At 39.5% G+C, this 17547-nt stretch carries 11 protein-coding genes, 2 tRNA genes and 3 rRNA genes; 8 read left to right on the top strand and 8 right to left on the bottom strand.

Translation table 11 applies throughout. From position 1 onward, the window contains the following. The first annotated feature begins 151 nt into the window (after positions 1–151). The 3 genes from H7R46_RS02680 to H7R46_RS02670 all read left to right on the top strand — a co-directional run bounded on the left by H7R46_RS02680 (position 152) and on the right by H7R46_RS02670 (position 3505). Positions 152–487 carry a TIGR01244 family sulfur transferase gene (locus H7R46_RS02680; protein ID WP_002116083.1) on the top strand — a complete coding sequence of 112 codons (336 nt, stop codon included), beginning with the start codon at positions 152–154 and terminating at the stop codon, positions 485–487. A gap of 365 nt (positions 488–852) precedes the next feature. Further along, positions 853–2049, top strand: coding sequence for a hypothetical protein (locus H7R46_RS02675; protein ID WP_005064150.1), 1197 nt, complete (start codon positions 853–855; stop codon positions 2047–2049). An 82-nt stretch (positions 2050–2131) separates the two neighbouring features. After that, positions 2132–3505 (top strand): dihydrolipoyl dehydrogenase, encoded by a 1374-nt coding sequence (locus H7R46_RS02670; RefSeq protein WP_005064147.1) that lies wholly within the window; start codon positions 2132–2134, stop codon positions 3503–3505. A gap of 62 nt (positions 3506–3567) precedes the next feature. On the opposite strand, the gene H7R46_RS19480 is transcribed toward H7R46_RS02670, so the two are convergent. The 6 genes from H7R46_RS19480 to H7R46_RS02635 form a co-directional block, all read right to left on the bottom strand. Then, positions 3568–4098: an NMCC_0638 family (lipo)protein gene (locus H7R46_RS19480; protein WP_005064144.1), complete on the bottom strand. Its 531-nt coding sequence runs from the start codon at positions 4096–4098 to the stop codon at positions 3568–3570. A 137-nt stretch (positions 4099–4235) separates the two neighbouring features. Continuing rightward, positions 4236–4350, bottom strand: a 5S ribosomal RNA gene (gene rrf, locus H7R46_RS02655). Between the two features lie 187 nt (positions 4351–4537). Beyond that, positions 4538–7428, bottom strand: a 23S ribosomal RNA gene (locus H7R46_RS02650). Positions 7429–7780: 352 nt separating this feature from the next. Beyond that, a tRNA-Ala gene (locus tag H7R46_RS02645) sits at positions 7781–7856 on the bottom strand. A gap of 55 nt (positions 7857–7911) precedes the next feature. Then, positions 7912–7988 (bottom strand) — tRNA-Ile (locus H7R46_RS02640). 59 nt (positions 7989–8047) lie between these two features. Continuing rightward, positions 8048–9585, bottom strand: a 16S ribosomal RNA gene (locus tag H7R46_RS02635). Together the 16S, 23S and 5S rRNA genes with 2 tRNA genes alongside form the textbook arrangement of a ribosomal RNA operon. Before the next feature lie 540 nt (positions 9586–10125). Between H7R46_RS02635 and H7R46_RS02630 the strand changes: the two genes are divergently transcribed. Genes H7R46_RS02630 through H7R46_RS02620 form a run of 3 tightly spaced genes read left to right on the top strand, consistent with a single transcriptional unit; the run spans position 10126 to position 12352 of the window. Beyond that, complete coding sequence (locus H7R46_RS02630) at positions 10126–10629, top strand: YfiR family protein (protein ID WP_002117836.1); 504 nt, start codon at positions 10126–10128, stop codon at positions 10627–10629. A 5-nt stretch (positions 10630–10634) separates the two neighbouring features. Continuing rightward, on the top strand, positions 10635–11858 hold the full coding sequence (locus H7R46_RS02625; RefSeq protein WP_005065229.1) for a diguanylate cyclase domain-containing protein: 1224 nt from the start codon (positions 10635–10637) through the stop codon (positions 11856–11858). Between the two features lie 14 nt (positions 11859–11872). Beyond that, positions 11873–12352: an OmpA family protein gene (locus H7R46_RS02620; protein ID WP_002117846.1), complete on the top strand. Its 480-nt coding sequence runs from the start codon at positions 11873–11875 to the stop codon at positions 12350–12352. A gap of 50 nt (positions 12353–12402) precedes the next feature. On the opposite strand, the gene H7R46_RS02615 is transcribed toward H7R46_RS02620, so the two are convergent. Beyond that, on the bottom strand, positions 12403–13413 hold the full coding sequence (locus tag H7R46_RS02615) for a metallophosphoesterase (protein ID WP_005065230.1): 1011 nt from the start codon (positions 13411–13413) through the stop codon (positions 12403–12405). 106 nt (positions 13414–13519) lie between these two features. Between H7R46_RS02615 and H7R46_RS02610 the strand changes: the two genes are divergently transcribed. Next, the gene (locus H7R46_RS02610; RefSeq protein ID WP_005065231.1) at positions 13520–15145 is read left to right on the top strand and encodes a phospholipase D family protein; all 1626 of its coding nucleotides are present in this window, start codon (positions 13520–13522) and stop codon (positions 15143–15145) included. On the opposite strand, the gene H7R46_RS02605 is transcribed toward H7R46_RS02610, so the two are convergent. After that, on the bottom strand, positions 15146–15955 hold the full coding sequence (locus H7R46_RS02605; protein WP_005065232.1) for a lysophospholipid acyltransferase family protein: 810 nt from the start codon (positions 15953–15955) through the stop codon (positions 15146–15148). Positions 15956–16173: 218 nt separating this feature from the next. On the opposite strand from H7R46_RS02605, the gene hflX reads away from it, so the two are divergent. Then, positions 16174–17517, top strand: a complete 1344-nt coding sequence (gene hflX / locus H7R46_RS02600; RefSeq protein ID WP_005065235.1) for a ribosome rescue GTPase HflX — start codon at positions 16174–16176, stop codon at positions 17515–17517. Positions 17518–17547 lie beyond the last annotated feature (30 nt).

Below are 17547 nucleotides of genomic sequence, written 5' to 3'. Positions count from 1 at the left end.
AAAACATCCTGATCGCCTTTTAAAAATCTAGAGCTGTTCTATGACATAAGTTTTATCTATGTAGGAACAACGTTTTAGTGTCTTGTATCTCAGGTTAAGCTTAATGCTATGATACAGCATAAGAGGTTTTGTTAAATTTTGGAGTGACGAAATGTCAGATAATGTTGGTTTCGCAGGTCAAATTGGTCCAGAACACGTTGGCCAAGTTGTAGAAAAAGGATTTAAATCTATTATTAATAACCGACCAGATATGGAAGGCGGCCCAGAACAACCTACAAGCGCTCAGATTGAAGAAGCAGCACGTCAAGTAGGCTTAGACTATGTTTATCAACCTGTTGTAGCTGGACAAATTACTGAGCTAGATGTACGTACTTTTGCTAATCATTATAATGAATTGCCAAAACCTGTGCTGATGTTCTGCCGCACAGGAAACCGTTCAAATAATCTATATCAATTAGCAAAACAAATGGATTTGTTAGACGACTAAGTTTAAGAAATTGGCACTCTTTAAAACCCTATTTTCTTCTTTAAAGTAGGGTTTTTTGATAAATTATTTTACATGTCTCTGCACGAACTCAACAGAACTAAAAATAATATTAATTTAGAGTATTTATATCTTTTGATTCATTTATTAATTTTCTATGAATAAATTTATTTTCATTCTTTTAAGCTGTTTAATCATTAGCGCATGCTCCTCAATGCAGGTAAAACCTACGGTCGGAGTAACGATGGGTACACGCATTTAATCAGTTACCCTGCCTATAAATATCATGAGCAACCTCATGAAATATATGTTATTTTATAAACCTAAAAAATTATTTTAAATAACTTATCATTTTAATGGGGATAATCATGAAACTTACTCAAGGAGTATGTGGAGTTACTTTGGCTGCTTTTTTGACAGCTTGTGGTGGGGGTGGCAATGATGGTTACTATAATCAAAATTCAAATTCTGGTTCTACAACAACACCAACCACTCCATCACCAGATCAGGAGTTAGCGACCTCAGTTTTAAATAATGTAAAACAAGAAGGTAAATATCTATTTGGTGCCTATGATCTTAATGATGAAAAGCTATCAAAAGGTTATATTGATCATGCACTAGATACCTTCGCTCAAGGACCACTTAAGTTAACCTTAGATATTCGAAAAGTAGATCTTACTAAGTACTCCGATCACTATCGTGATAAATGTTTTATCAAGAGTACTACAGACTACCGCGCCTGCTATGTATTTAAAGGTGATGAAATTAAAACTTTACTCACTGGTTATAGTGATTGGGATTTTGATATTACAGCAGACGACTTGAAGAACATTAAACTGTCAAACGACAATATATCTCCGAACTTACAGGACTATCAATCAAATACCAGAATTTATATTTTTGAAAATGAAAATAATGATAAAAACTTTCAAGATGTAACTATTACAGGTGCGTTTGCTTATCCTTTCCAACAGTCATGGGGACTTGAACAAACCAAGCAAAAAAGATTCGTATTAATTAATGCTGCCACAAGTGATTATAAAATTACGACAACCGCTCTAGTTCAAGATCCAGAGACTGGCCAACCAACTGAAAAAGAAGTAACCACGGGTGCAATGAGTGTCTATAAAGATAATACATCAATTGATGGTGATCTCTATGTAGTTCAAGGTGGTTCTGGTTTCAACGTACTCATTAATGACAATCCTAATGTCCCTTTTGCAGAGCCAATTTCATTTGTTGTGAACTCAACTCCTGGTAATACGAACAATGCGACATATAAAGTAATGGCTAATAATCACCAAATATTGAGCCTACCAAGTATTACTAGCCTTGAAGGAAGCCGAGTTGAAAATGAATCACCAACAACGAATGCACAGAAATTTAATGGCAGTATTTATTTAGAAGGACAAAATATTTTTACTTTCAAACAAAGCTTGAATGGAACTACATTAGACTTTAAGCATGTTATTAATGGGGTAAGCATTGAAGGTCAGTCTATTAATCAAAATGGGACTGTTTCAACAACCCTAAAAACACCTTTTATGCAAAAATTTACATTTTAAAGCTAAATAATTAGGACGAAACCCTCTGTTTAAGAGGGTTTTTCTATATATTCTAAATATCTATTAAAATAGCTTAATGACAATGTTCGATATTATTATTATTGGCGCAGGTACTGCTGGTATTAGCTCATACAAAGAAGCCGTTAAACATACCAACAATATTTTAATTATAAATGATGGACCATGGGATACCACTTGTGCCCGTGTAGGCTGTATGCCAAGTAAAGTTCTCATCTCTACAGCAAACCGTATGTTTGACATTCAAAATGCTCAAGAGGTTGCTTTAGACGTATCTGCAAATATTAATACTAATCAAGTGATGCAGCATGTACAAACTTTACGTGATAGATTTACACAAGCAACTTTAAAAGATATAGATCAATGGCCGACTGAGCATAAAATTTCTGGCAAAGCACATTTTATTGATGCACAAACTGTAGAAGTTAACGGAAAACGGTATAAATCAAAAAGTTTTATTCTGGCTGTTGGTTCAACTCCTAATTATGATCAAATTTGGAAGCAAGAATTAGGAAACCGGCTTATAACAACAGACCAAATATTTGAGTTAAAAACACTTCCTAAATCTATTGCTGTAATTGGTAGCGGTGTAATCGCTCTTGAGATCGCACAAGCTATGCATCGCCTAGGTGTAGAAACAACAATCTTCGCTCGCAGTAAACGAATTGGAATCCTAACTAGTTCTAGACTTCAACAGCTTGCTCAAAAAGAGCTAGGAAAAGAATTAACAATTCTATTCGAGACTTTACCGAGTGAAGTTAAATGCAGTCAGGAAAACGCTGTATTAACTTACCAACTTGATGAAACAGAGAAAACTCTCAAAGTTGAATATGTTTTAGCTGCAACCGGCCGTACAAGTTTAATTGATACTTTAAAACTAGAAAATATTGATAACTCATTCAAAGATATTAAGTTATTACCTGTAAATGCTAAAACTAAGCAGCTAGAAACATATCCAATTTTTATTGTTGGGGATGCTTACACCTCAACGCCACTACAGCATGAAGCAGCTCATGAAGGTAAAAAAGTTGTTTATAACTGTTTAAATTATCCACAGGTAAACGCAGTTAAGACACTTACTCCATTAGGAATTGTCTTTAGTCATCCTGAAATGGCGATCGTAGGCCAAAGTTATAAGCAATTAAAAGATGAAGGTATAGATTTTATTACAGGCGAAGCCTCTTATGAACGACAAGGAAGAGCTATAGTTCTTGGAAAAAATATAGGTGCTATTGAAGTTTATATAGAACGGGAAAGCCAAAAGCTTCTAGGTGCTGAGCTATTTACAGAAGCAACTGAACATATGGCCCATTTATTAAGCTGGATAATCGGTGAAGAATTAACGCTAAATGATATTCTAGAGAAACCCTTTTATCACCCGACTTTAGAAGAAGGTCTTCGAACTGCTCTAAAGCATGCGCGTAGACAACTGAAATAATCGATTTTAGAAGAGCTCTTTATTAATAAAAATTGGCTCTTCTCTACTTCACATTGCTTTAATTAATTCATTTGATGGGAAATAACCGCAACTAATGAAGCATTCTTTTCAGATGAACTAGTATATATCCATGTTTCTAAAGCCTTCCCATTTTTAGAAATAATATAATTTGTTGTGGTCAAATTCTTATCTTTATATACTTCTTTTTTATAAGTTAGGCCCGTAGATTCTGGAGGTAGCCAGCTTTCTAAATTCTTCTGAATTTCAGTTGAATTTCCTTTATTTATAAATAATGAACATACGCCATTATCGAGTTGAGTAATAACAAATTTTCCTTCAGAGGAACTTATCATCCATGCATGACCATTATAATCTTTTAAAAAATGTGCAGCATATTCATTAGGCATTTGGATAAATCCCATATTTTTTGCTTGTTTATTTATTAATTCAGGATTTCCTCTAGAACTTACACAAATATTTAAAAAGGCTTTTGTACTATACAAACTTTTCACAGTTTCATTAGCATATATAGAACTACAACTGAGTGTTATAGCCAATATAAAGCAAAATATTTTAAATTCTGAAAATTTCATTATTAATACTCTTGTTATCATTTTAAATAATGTGATTTATATCATAATTCATTCTAAAGTTAGTCGGGGATTTAGATTTTTTTATCGCACATAAAAAAACACCCCCATTCGTTAGAACGGGGGTGTTTGGAATAATGAGCTGGCGATGACTTACTCTCACATGGGTAACCCCACACTACCATCAGCGCTAAGAGGTTTCACTTCTGAGTTCGGGAAGGGATCAGGTGGTTCACTCTTGCTATGGTCGCCAGCACAACTGGTATGGATACTTGCTTCGTTTTATTCACTGTGTGATACGTTGCGTTTTCCAAATCTTGACAGATGGGCTGATTGAATCTGATTTTTCGTTGTTCATTTTAGCTAGTAGTATAACTAAATCAAGTTGCTTTGCATGTTTATGAATCGATTGATGCTTCATATACAACTGCTTGGGTGTTGTATAGTCAAGCCTCACGAGCAATTAGTATTGGTCAGCTTCACATATCACTATGCTTCCACATCCAACCTATCAACGTCCTAGTCTCGAACGGCTCTTTAGAGGAATAAATTCCTAGGGAAATCTTATCTTGAGGTAGGCTTCCCGCTTAGATGCTTTCAGCGGTTATCCCTTCCGAACATAGCTACCCGGCGATGCGACTGGCGTCACAACCGGTACACCAGAGGTTCGTCCACTCTGGTCCTCTCGTACTAGGAGCAGATCCTCTCAAATTTCCAGCGCCCACGGTAGATAGGGACCGAACTGTCTCACGACGTTCTAAACCCAGCTCGCGTACCTCTTTAAATGGCGAACAGCCATACCCTTGGGACCTGCTTCAGCCCCAGGATGAGATGAGCCGACATCGAGGTGCCAAACACCGCCGTCGATATGAACTCTTGGGCGGTATCAGCCTGTTATCCCCAGAGTACCTTTTATCCGTTGAGCGATGGCCCTTCCATACAGAACCACCGGATCACTAAGACCTACTTTCGTACCTGCTCGACTTGTGGGTCTCGCAGTTAAGCGCGCTTTTGCCTTTATACTCTACGCGTGATTTCCGACCACGCTGAGCGCACCTTCGTACTCCTCCGTTACTCTTTAGGAGGAGACCGCCCCAGTCAAACTACCCACCAGACACGGTCCTCGTCCCGGATAACGGGACAGAGTTAGAACCTCAACATTACCAGGGTGGTATTTCAAGGACGGCTCCATTGGAACTAGCGTTCCAACTTCAAAGCCTCCCACCTATCCTACACAAGTAAGGTCAAAGTTCAGTGTCAAGCTGCAGTAAAGGTTCACGGGGTCTTTCCGTCTAGCCGCGGGTACACTGCATCTTCACAGCGATTTCGATTTCACTGAGCCTCTGCTGGAGACAGCGCCGCCATCATTATGCCATTCGTGCAGGTCGGAACTTACCCGACAAGGAATTTCGCTACCTTAGGACCGTTATAGTTACGGCCGCCGTTTACTGGGGCTTCGATCAAGAGCTTCGCTTACGCTAACCCCATCAATTAACCTTCCAGCACCGGGCAGGCATCACACCCTATACGTCCACTTTCGTGTTTGCAGAGTGCTATGTTTTTAATAAACAGTTGCAGCGGCCTGGTTTCTGCGGCTGTCGTCAGCTCAGGAAGCAAGTTCCATCACCAACAACAGCGTACCTTCTCCCGAAGTTACGGTACCATTTTGCCTAGTTCCTTCAGCAGAGTTCTCTCAAGCGCCTTGGTCTACTCGACCTGACCACCTGTGTCGGTTTCGGGTACGATTCCTGTGTAACTGAAGCTTAGAGACTTTTCCTGGAAGCATGGTATCAGCCACTTCACTGTACAAGTACAGCTTGCTATCGGATCTCAGTATAGAGTACCCCGGATTTGCCTAAGATACATACCTACATCCTTCCACCTGGACAACCAACGCCAGGCTGACTTAACCTTCTCCGTCCTCTCATCGCATTACACAGAAGTATTGGAATATTAACCAATTTCCCATCGACTACGCCTTTCGGCCTCGCCTTAGGGGTCGACTCACCCAGCCCCGATTAACGTTGGACTGGAACCCTTGGTCTTTCGGCGAACGGGTTTTTCACCCGTTTTGTCGTTACTCACGTCAGCATTCGCACTTCTGATACCTCCAGCATACTTCTCAATACACCTTCATCGGCTTACAGAACGCTCCCCTACCACTTGACTAATGTCAAATCCGCAGCTTCGGCACATAATTTTAGCCCCGTTACATCTTCCGCGCAGGCCGACTCGACTAGTGAGCTATTACGCTTTCTTTAAAGGGTGGCTGCTTCTAAGCCAACCTCCTAGCTGTCTATGCCTTCCCACATCGTTTCCCACTTAACTATGATTTTGGGGCCTTAGCTGGCGGTCTGGATTGTTTTCCTCTTGACTACGGACGTTAGCACCCGCAGTCTGTCTCCCGGATAGTACTCATAGGTATTCGGAGTTTGCATCGGTTTGGTAAGTCGGGATGACCCCCTAGCCGAAACAGTGCTCTACCCCCTATGGTATTCGTCCGAGGCGCTACCTAAATAGCTTTCGGGGAGAACCAGCTATCACCAGGCTTGATTAGCCTTTCACCCCTATCCACAAGTCATCCCCTGGCTTTTCAACGACAGTGGGTTCGGTCCTCCAGTTAGTGTTACCCAACCTTCAACCTGCTCATGGATAGATCGCCTGGTTTCGGGTCTATACCCAGCAACTAAACGCCCTATTAAGACTCGATTTCTCTACGGCTCCCCTATACGGTTAACCTCGCTACTGAATATAAGTCGCTGACCCATTATACAAAAGGTACGCAGTCACACCACGAAGGTGCTCCCACTGCTTGTATGCATGCGGTTTCAGGATCTATTTCACTCCCCTCACAGGGGTTCTTTTCGCCTTTCCCTCACGGTACTGGTTCACTATCGGTCAGTCAGGAGTATTTAGCCTTGGAGGATGGTCCCCCCATATTCAGACAAGGTTTCACGTGCCTCGCCCTACTCGTCATCATTATGTGTGCCCTTTCGTGTACGGGAATATCACCCTCTACGTTCGCACTTCCCAGAGCGTTCCACTAAAACACACATAACTTAATGGGCTGATCCCCGTTCGCTCGCCGCTACTGAGGGAATCTCAATTGATTTCTTTTCCTAAGGGTACTGAGATGTTTCACTTCCCCTCGTTCGCCTTGCAACACTATGTATTCATGTTGCAATACCTACCTTAAAGTAGGTGGGTTCCCCCATTCAGAAATCTCCGGATCAAAGGATATTTGCCGCCTCCCCGGAGCTTTTCGCAGGCTATCACGTCTTTCATCGCCTCTGACTGCCAAGGCATCCACCACATGCACTTAATTACTTGACTATACAACCCCAAACAGTCGTCAACACCTACAAGTGAGTGTTGTCCGTGCGATTCTTCATCGCTACTATCTGTTGTCTGTGTACTTAAACACTGTACAGCTTCAATCTAAATTCATATACCAAAACGCTTGATTCAGTTAATTTGCTAGTTCTCAATTCATCTAGATTAATTGCTTAATCTAAACTCTTGAGTGAACAATTTATTTCAGACTCAATTTTGCCAATCTGTTAATGAATAAACATGCCTTCGTCAGGTCATGCTTAATACCGTGATACTTAAATCACAGAAGTTAATAAACCAAGATCTAAATCTCTATTTACTAATTTCTGTAATCCGAACTTCTCTTAAGTTCTGGTGGAGACTAGGAGAGTCGAACTCCTGACCTCCTGCGTGCAAAGCAGGCGCTCTACCAACTAAGCTAAGTCCCCAGCTTACATCATCAGTCATGTATCTTTTATCTATAACTTCAACCAGTCAAAGTCATGGTGGGTCTGACAAGACTTGAACTTGTGACCCCACGCTTATCAAGCGTGTGCTCTAACCAACTGAGCTACAGACCCTCAGATACATCTATGAAGAACAACTTGTTGTGGATTCTTACCAATCGTCAATCTTTCGTTAAGGAGGTGATCCAGCCGCAGGTTCCCCTACGGCTACCTTGTTACGACTTCACCCCAGTCATCGGCCACACCGTGGTAACCGCCCTCTTTGCAGTTAGGCTAGCTACTTCTGGTGCAACAAACTCCCATGGTGTGACGGGCGGTGTGTACAAGGCCCGGGAACGTATTCACCGCGGCATTCTGATCCGCGATTACTAGCGATTCCGACTTCATGGAGTCGAGTTGCAGACTCCAATCCGGACTACGATCGGCTTTTTGAGATTAGCATCCTATCGCTAGGTAGCAACCCTTTGTACCGACCATTGTAGCACGTGTGTAGCCCTGGCCGTAAGGGCCATGATGACTTGACGTCGTCCCCGCCTTCCTCCAGTTTGTCACTGGCAGTATCCTTAAAGTTCCCGACATTACTCGCTGGCAAATAAGGAAAAGGGTTGCGCTCGTTGCGGGACTTAACCCAACATCTCACGACACGAGCTGACGACAGCCATGCAGCACCTGTATGTAAGTTCCCGAAGGCACCAATCCATCTCTGGAAAGTTCTTACTATGTCAAGGCCAGGTAAGGTTCTTCGCGTTGCATCGAATTAAACCACATGCTCCACCGCTTGTGCGGGCCCCCGTCAATTCATTTGAGTTTTAGTCTTGCGACCGTACTCCCCAGGCGGTCTACTTATCGCGTTAGCTGCGCCACTAAAGCCTCAAAGGCCCCAACGGCTAGTAGACATCGTTTACGGCATGGACTACCAGGGTATCTAATCCTGTTTGCTCCCCATGCTTTCGCACCTCAGCGTCAGTGTTAGGCCAGATGGCTGCCTTCGCCATCGGTATTCCTCCAGATCTCTACGCATTTCACCGCTACACCTGGAATTCTACCATCCTCTCCCACACTCTAGCTAACCAGTATCGAATGCAATTCCCAAGTTAAGCTCGGGGATTTCACATTTGACTTAATTAGCCGCCTACGCGCGCTTTACGCCCAGTAAATCCGATTAACGCTTGCACCCTCTGTATTACCGCGGCTGCTGGCACAGAGTTAGCCGGTGCTTATTCTGCGAGTAACGTCCACTATCTCTAGGTATTAACTAAAGTAGCCTCCTCCTCGCTTAAAGTGCTTTACAACCATAAGGCCTTCTTCACACACGCGGCATGGCTGGATCAGGCTTGCGCCCATTGTCCAATATTCCCCACTGCTGCCTCCCGTAGGAGTCTGGGCCGTGTCTCAGTCCCAGTGTGGCGGATCATCCTCTCAGACCCGCTACAGATCGTCGCCTTGGTAGGCCTTTACCCCACCAACTAGCTAATCCGACTTAGGCTCATCTATTAGCGCAAGGTCCGAAGATCCCCTGCTTTCTCCCGTAGGACGTATGCGGTATTAGCATTCCTTTCGAAATGTTGTCCCCCACTAATAGGCAGATTCCTAAGCATTACTCACCCGTCCGCCGCTAAGATCAGTAGCAAGCTACCTCTCTCCGCTCGACTTGCATGTGTTAAGCCTGCCGCCAGCGTTCAATCTGAGCCATGATCAAACTCTTCAGTTAAAATCATTTTGCACCTTATTAAAGACAAGGTGCCAATTCTGGCTCATCAATTACTGACTTAAATTTCGCTCAAATAAACTTCGAGTAATTTAAACCAATCAATTAATGAAAATTATTTCGATTAATCAATCAGTAAAAATCCACACAAGTTGTTCTTCAATTCTCTTAATGATCTTCTTCCTGGTTCGTCACCAGCAAGCTAGGTCGGCTATATTACTCTTAATCTCTTAAAAGTCAACAGGTAATTTCGATATTTTTAAAACTCATCTCTCAAACCAACTCACCATCAAATTCATCACTTAAAGCAATCAACTTAATCACAAGTAACTGTTTTTCAACAAGTTTCTATCTGCATCACCGCCGATGGATGTGCATTATAGACCATCTCATCCCCTTTGCAACCCTTTTTTTAAATCAATATCATCAACTGGATACTTTTTAAGCTTTTTGGTCGCTTTTAGATGAGATATTAAACTTTTTTTACGTTATCAACTTCATGTAGAATAGATTATTCGTGCAATAGTTTGGCATTAACTCACCATGTGGCAGTTCGCTAAAAAAGTATTTGTTTGCATACTTGTAGTGCTTGCTACGAGTGGGCCTTGTTATGCCAATTCAAAACATAATTTCTATGTACTTACTTTATCTATCCTAAGCTACAGTAAGTGGGAGAATGTAAATACTCCTACTCTTTGTGTAATTGATAACCCTTCTATTACATCTACTTTTCAATCTTATATCCAGCAAATGTCTTATAATTATCGTGTTCAAACTGTAAATGCGAAAGATTTTGCTCGGTCACATTGTCAGGCTGTCTATTTTTCTAGTACTTCTCCGCAGCAACAACAAAACCTTATTCAAAACTATCCTTATCATTCTTTACTTTCTTTAAGTATTAATAATTCAGAGTGCGAGATAGGAAGTATCTTTTGTTTATATACTCAGAATAATTACACTACCTTTAAAGTTAACTTAGATGCTTTAAGTCACTCCAAAGTCCATATTGATCCGAGAGTATTGCTCTTGGCTAAGAATGCGGAGTAAGGATCATGATATCAAAGTTGTATCAGTCCACTTCACTACACGCATTATTTAGAAAATCTCAATTTACTATTTTTGCTATTACTTTTTTCATTTGCTCTTTTACGTTTGTCTCAATTTCTGTTTTTACTATGGAAACTTATGCCAAACAGAATTTGCAATTGCTTAGTCATACTCTATTAGAGCGTATTCAGCCCGCAGTCGTGTTTAATGATAAAATTACAATAGAGCAGATTTTGAATGAGTACACGAATGATCATTCAATTCGTACTATTCATATTTACGATTCAGAACATCATCTGATCGCCCAAAGTTTTAAATTATCAAGTCAAACTTCAATTTTAGAAGGCTGGTTTGATCATTGGTTTTTAAATGAGCCTGTTCATCTTACAATTTATCATCATGAACAAAATGTAGGTGAACTTACACTTTTTGGTAGCTCTGAAAAAATATTGCAGTTCCTAAAAATGATTATGGTAGGGCTTGCGATTGCAATGTTGTTTATTGTTTGCGCTTTATGGTGGTCAGTAAATCTAACTTATCGTCAAATTATGCAGGCTATTTACCCACTTACTAATATTGCTCAAATTGTAAGTGAACAAAAAGCTTATAATCTTCGCTTCCCTTACAACCGAATTAAAGAATTTCAAGATTTAAATACCGTTTTTAACGAGTTACTTGAAGAAATTCAAATATGGGATAATCAGCTGCAAAAGGAAAATCGTAAATTATCCTTTCAGGCTCATCACGACCAACTCACCTTATTACCTAATAGACATTATTTTTATCAAATCCTTTTAGACATGTTTGAAGATAAAGGGTTTGATAATAAGTCTGCATTATTATTTATAGATAACAACAACTTCAAAGCAATTAATGACCAATTTGGCCATTTAGCTGGCGATGAAGTTTTAAAAGAAATGGCGAATCGCCTGCAAACTCGTTTACGTCATCAAGATTTTATTGCACGGTTAGGTGGTGATGAATTTGCTGTCATTTTGCATTCCATTAGTCATGCTGATCATTTAATATCTATTGCTGAAAATTTACTCGAAAGCTGTAAAGAACCTTTGCATCTAAATGGTCAAACCATTTACTTCAGTTTCAGTGTAGGTATTGCTTTATCACAATTTGCATCTAGCCCCGAAGATTTCATTATGCAAGCAGATCAAGCAATGTATAAGGCTAAAAATTCGGATGAACACTGGTTTATCTATAAACCTGAAAATTAAATTTAGGCTAATCTATGAATACAAGATCTTTAAAACTCTCTTTTATTGCATTGCTATGCATTACTCTTGCAGGGTGCCTGAGTTTTGGTCCATTAAAATATCGTCAAGTAAAATTGCTCAAAAAAGAAGGTTTCGTTCTTACTGATGAAGGCTGGACTTTAGGTTTACCAGAACGCTTGTTATTTGACTTTAATAATGCACAGTTAAAACAAAGTCATGAAGCTGAGTTAGTACGTCTGGCAAATCAACTGAATAAATATGACCTGAATAAATTGAAAATTGTTGGTCATACTGATGATGTTGGTGATGCTACATATAACCAAAAGTTATCTGAAGAGCGTGCTCAAAGTGTGGCAAACCTTTTCTTAACACGTGGATTTAAAAAAGAAAACATTTACGTGATTGGTCGTGGTTCAACGCAACCTTATGTACCAAATACAACCAATGAAAACCGTGCGATTAACCGACGTGTTGCGATTGTCGTTATTCCATAAGTAGATTTAACTCATAAAAAAGCCAATCCTCTGTGATTGGCTTTTTTATTTTAAACTAGCTCAATAATATCAATGGTTGGTGGCACTCTGAAACGCAAAGGAATTCCAACCATTCCTGTGCCAACGGTAACAAAGACATCCGCATGCTCATGAGAGTAGAAACCGCGCTTATGACCTAAAATTGATACTTTTTTCATAATATAGTTAGTCAACCATGGAAGCTCTACCTGCCCTCCATGTGTATGCCCAGATAACATTAATGGTCGATTCGGTAATTTAGGTACCATATCTACCGTATCAGGGTTATGAGATAAAATTAACCAAGGCTTGTCTTGCGGTAAATCTGGCATAGAACGCATATCGGTTTTGCCTGCCCAGAGGTCACCAATACCAATTAAACGAAATTCTTCAAAATCAACAATCTTACCTTCGATATCAACAACTTCATTATAAAATAGGGCATCTTTTAATAGTTGCTGAATCGGTGGGCCAGGATATTGCTCATCATGATTTCCAGGAACCGAATATACAGGCGCCTGAATTTCTTTTAAAACACTTAATTCTTCAATCAATCTGTCTTCTGGCTCATATGTCCAATCACCAGCGACTACCACTAAATCAGGTTGCTGTTCGTTTAATTTTCTAACTATGGTTTTGAGCTGACGTTCATGCCCTGAAAATAAACCAATATGTAAATCTGCAATTAAGGCTACTTTTACTGGCTTATCAAAACTACGATCTGGGTTTAAGCGATATTGATGAGTATCGACACGCACTAAATGAGGTTCGATAAATCGGGCGTAAATTAACACGCCACTTAAGAAAAAGATGAAAATACCTTGATGAATTGAGTAGTAACCAATCCAAGCAGCATATAAATTAAAAAACCAGAGAGGAATAAGTAGATAAGAGAGATAAAATGCGAGTAGATGTACAAAAGCTTTAAATGGATGAATCGTCTCGGTTCGTGATTGATGAATCCAAGCCTCAGAAATTCCCCATAGAGCAAGTATTGAAAAAATAAAGTAAAAACAAAAAATGATTGAATTTGGATTCCACATTACGACTCTCGACTTATCTTATATTGATTGCTAGTAATCAAATTCAATATTTATCTTTCAATATGCACGAATTATACTCTAGCTCACCTTATCGTATGTACTGATTATGGCACAATCCTTTCCTTCCAAACAGCTTCAAACGAATCAACAAGCTAAAGGCTTTTTGATAAAAGCCTCTATAGTCCTATGTTCAAGTTTTGCTGTGGGTTTGACAGGATGTAGTACTCTGCCAAAACATGGTGTTGAGCCAGTACAATATGCAAAAGATATTGATACCTCTGAGACTTCACTTGCCAAAATTATTACACCTTTACGTCAGCAAAATCCAAAGTTAACGGGTTTCCATGTTCTAAATGATCCGCTGGAGGCTCTAGCGGCCCGACTTAGATTAATTGATAAAGCCGAAAAGACTTTAGATTTACAATATTACATTTGGGATAATGACAAAGTTGGTGCTTTAGCCTTGCACGCGATTATTCGTGCAGCTGATCGAGGTGTAAAAGTCCGACTTCTTATTGATGACAATAATGCAAAAAAAATGGAAGGGATTTTACTGGCCCTTTCTCAGCATAAAAATATTGAAGTTAAGCTTTTTAATCCCTACCGTTTCCGCAAATTCCGTGCGATGGATATGGTGCTGGATTTAAAACGTATTAATCGTCGTATGCACAATAAAAGTTTTATTGCCGACAATGAGGTTGCTCTTATTGGCGGACGCAATATGACCAATCAATATTACAATGTAAGCGATAGCTATCAGTTTTCTGATGTCGATGTAATGTTGGTAGGCGCTGCTGTTGATGATATCGTAAATTCGTTTGATGATTACTGGAATCATGAATATGCATATTCAGTTCAAAGTATAGTAAGTCCTGAGCAGCACCGTTTACGTTATGAAGGCTTAAAAGACCAACTCGAAGCACACTATCAACAAGCTACCGTTCAAAACTTTTTAAACTTAACCGCAAAATCTCATGCATTTGATCAATGGCTAAATCACAATATTCAATTCGATTGGGTAAAAGCAGAAGTCGTAAAAGACTCACCTGATAAAATCAAATCGAAAGCTAAGAAAGAAGAACACCTCAATTTCCAGTTAATTAATCATTTGGAAAAACCAGAAAGTAACGTTGACTTAATCTCTGCTTATTTTATTCCTGAAAAACAAGGCGCCAAGATTTTAAGCACGCTTGCCAAAGAAGGTGTTGAAGTTCGAGTTTTAACGAATTCTTTTAAAGCGAATGACGTTGCTGTTGTACATGCCTTTTATGGAAAATACCGTAAAGAACTGCTTAAAAACGGCGTACAACTTTATGAATTTTTACCGACACCAGATAAAAGAGATTTAAATAAAAATACAGATGAGCTTGCTACTAAAGCTAAAGTAAATATGAAAGGGCTAAGCCGATCAAGTTTGCATACTAAACTTATGGCATTAGATGAGCAGGTTTTTATTGGTTCATTTAACTTTGATCCGCGCTCGGCTTACTTAAATACTGAAATTGGTGTGATTTTAGATAGCCCATCACTGGCTAAGACGATTCACCATACAATGGATGAAAATTTAAATAAGTATGCTTATAAATTAAAGCTCGACACTAATAACCATATTTATTGGCAGCAAGAAACTCCGAATGGTCCTGTAATTTATAGACAGGAACCTGAGATGAAATGGTGGCAAAAAGCAGGCATGAAATTTCTTTCATGGCTGCCACTTGAAGGATTTATGTAATTAGTTATTTGGCTTAAGTACTTTCTGATGTAGTTGAGCCAAACCTTCTACCATTTTTTCTTGCACTTCACGCGTTAAACTTTTGACGTCATGCCCTTCCACTGAAATGGGAGGCAAAGTTAACAGATGAGCTGTTACTTTAGGCATTTCGAGTACACGTTGAATATGTTCGGCAAATGTCATGTCACCAATGAATGGCGCAACTGTATCTAATTGCCCATCGCGGTTTACATAACAAATCAAACAAACCTGTACTGGACGCTGTGCTTCAATCGCTGCCCCCAGTAATCGTCCATGTACTTTTTTAACAGAATGTCCATCTGTAGTTGTGGCTTCAGGGAAAAATAATACTGGAATATTCTGTTTTAAAAATTCAGCAATTTGCTCACGAATTCTGACAGAATCGCCAGATCCACGCTTAATAAATAACGTTCCACCACTTTTGGCTAAATTTCCAAGAATAGGCCAATTTTCAATTTCAGCTTTAGCCAGAAAGAAAACTCGTGCACCTGAACCTAGAACCGCAACATCTAGCCAAGAAATATGATTACTTACCCATAAAGCTGGTTCTCTAGGAATTGTGCCATGTACTTCTATATCTAAATTAAAAACCTGACATAAACGGCGGCAAAAGTATTGGACATAACGTGTATTAACAGGATTATTAGGATCTTTATAAAGCCCATGTCGATAAACTAGATAAAAACCTTCACTAATTGCAGCCGTGGCAGAAGTGACCTTTTTTCCGTATAAACCTATTTTTGATAATTTCTTTAACGTTGAATTAACTATACTTTGCGTTTGAGCCATAAAATTTCACTAACGATTAATCATTGTTATACCAATCTCAAGTCATTCTATACGTTTCGTAATAAACTTGCATTGACGTTAGAGAACGGCAAATAAAATAAATCTGAACACTAGACTAATCTCATATAACTAATCTAAAGGATAAGAACAAACGCTTTCCCCTTTTGCTTAAGTTTCCTCTAGAATAAAGTTTTCCCATTTTCAGGATTTATAGCCACGTGGAATATGTTGATCGGCATCAAGGCGGTGAACGCACAATCTTAGTGAGTGTTTCTGTACAATTATTAGATGATCTGGATGCCGAAGAGTTTGCTCTACTTGCACAGTCTGCTGGTGCAGATATCCTTGAACATATTAAGGTTCAGCGTAATAAGCCTAATCCTAAATTTTTTATTGGCTCCGGAAAAGTCGAAGAAATTGCAGAGCAAGTTCAGGAGCTAGAAGCGAGTCTGGTTATCTTTGACCATGCGTTATCACCTGCTCAAGAACGAAATTTAGAAAGAATATTAAAATGCCGAGTTATTGACCGCACAGGCTTAATTTTAGATATTTTTGCGCTGCGTGCCCGTACGCATGAAGGTAAGTTACAAGTCGAACTTGCTCAGCTTAAACATTTATCTACTCGTCTTATTCGTGGTTGGTCTGCCGACTTTGAACAACAAAAAGGTGGTATCGGCTTACGTGGTCCCGGTGAAACACAACTAGAGACAGATCGCCGTCTCATTCGTGTTCGTATTACCCAATTAAAAGATAAATTAGACAAAGTACAACAGACTCGTATGCAAGGGCGTGCAGCAAGACAAAAAGCAGCTATTCCAACGGTTTCATTAGTAGGTTATACCAACGCTGGTAAATCCACTTTATTTAATATTTTAGCTAATAGTGATGTCTACGCAGCTGATCAACTATTTGCAACACTCGATCCAACCCTACGCCGTTTAGACTGGGATGGTATCGGTACTGTTGTGCTAGCAGATACAGTAGGTTTTGTACGAAACTTACAGCATGATTTGGTTGAATCATTTAAAGCAACACTTGAAGAAACGCTAGAAGCGACCCTTTTACTACATGTTATTGATAGTAGTAGCCATGACATGCTTGACCAAATTGAAGCGGTTGAAGGCGTATTAAAAGACATTGGTGCTGATGCTCCCGTACTTCGGGTGTACAACAAAATTGATCTAAGTGGTGAAGAGGCCAAAATTATTTATGCTGAGCCACACGTCCCAGATCGAGTTTATGTTTCAGCTCATTCTGGTCAAGGTCTAGAGTTGCTCCAAAAAGCAGTACAAGAATGCTTAATGGGCCAAATTCAAAAGTTTTCACTCGTGCTTAAGCCTGCTTATGGCAAATTACGTACTCAACTTTATGCCTTAAATGTGATTGAGTCTGAACATTATGATGATGCAGGCTTATTACATATTGATGTGAAGATTGCGCCACATAAGTTAGAAAAGCTGATTCGCCAAGCAAAGCTTCCATTGGATGAAATCTTAGGAGAACACGCAAGACAATTTAAGCGCCCCTTGGAAGAGTTTGAAATCAAGGGCGATATCAGTTAAAACTTGATAAGTAAACTTTTAGAGATAAAA

Origin of the sequence: Acinetobacter sp. BEC1-S18-ESBL-01 (assembly GCF_014169935.1) — a bacterium.
In the GTDB taxonomy this organism is placed as follows: Bacteria; Pseudomonadota; Gammaproteobacteria; order Pseudomonadales; family Moraxellaceae; genus Acinetobacter; species Acinetobacter pittii.
The sequence above is the reverse complement of the archived record's forward strand: the minus strand, read 5'-3'. Positions and strand labels throughout refer to the sequence as shown.

Coding starts and splice junctions, on each gene's coding strand:
- H7R46_RS02675 (WP_005064150.1), top strand. CDS start 853: ATGAAACTTACTCAAGGAGTATGTGGAGTTACTTTGGCTGCTTTTTTG.
- H7R46_RS02610 (WP_005065231.1), top strand. CDS start 13,520: ATGGCACAATCCTTTCCTTCCAAACAGCTTCAAACGAATCAACAAGCT.
- H7R46_RS02630 (WP_002117836.1), top strand. CDS start 10,126: ATGTGGCAGTTCGCTAAAAAAGTATTTGTTTGCATACTTGTAGTGCTT.
- H7R46_RS02625 (WP_005065229.1), top strand. CDS start 10,635: ATGATATCAAAGTTGTATCAGTCCACTTCACTACACGCATTATTTAGA.
- H7R46_RS02680 (WP_002116083.1), top strand. CDS start 152: ATGTCAGATAATGTTGGTTTCGCAGGTCAAATTGGTCCAGAACACGTT.
- H7R46_RS02670 (WP_005064147.1), top strand. CDS start 2,132: ATGTTCGATATTATTATTATTGGCGCAGGTACTGCTGGTATTAGCTCA.
- H7R46_RS02620 (WP_002117846.1), top strand. CDS start 11,873: ATGAATACAAGATCTTTAAAACTCTCTTTTATTGCATTGCTATGCATT.
- H7R46_RS19480 (WP_005064144.1), bottom strand. CDS start 4,098: ATGAAATTTTCAGAATTTAAAATATTTTGCTTTATATTGGCTATAACA.
- H7R46_RS02605 (WP_005065232.1), bottom strand. CDS start 15,955: ATGGCTCAAACGCAAAGTATAGTTAATTCAACGTTAAAGAAATTATCA.
- H7R46_RS02615 (WP_005065230.1), bottom strand. CDS start 13,413: ATGTGGAATCCAAATTCAATCATTTTTTGTTTTTACTTTATTTTTTCA.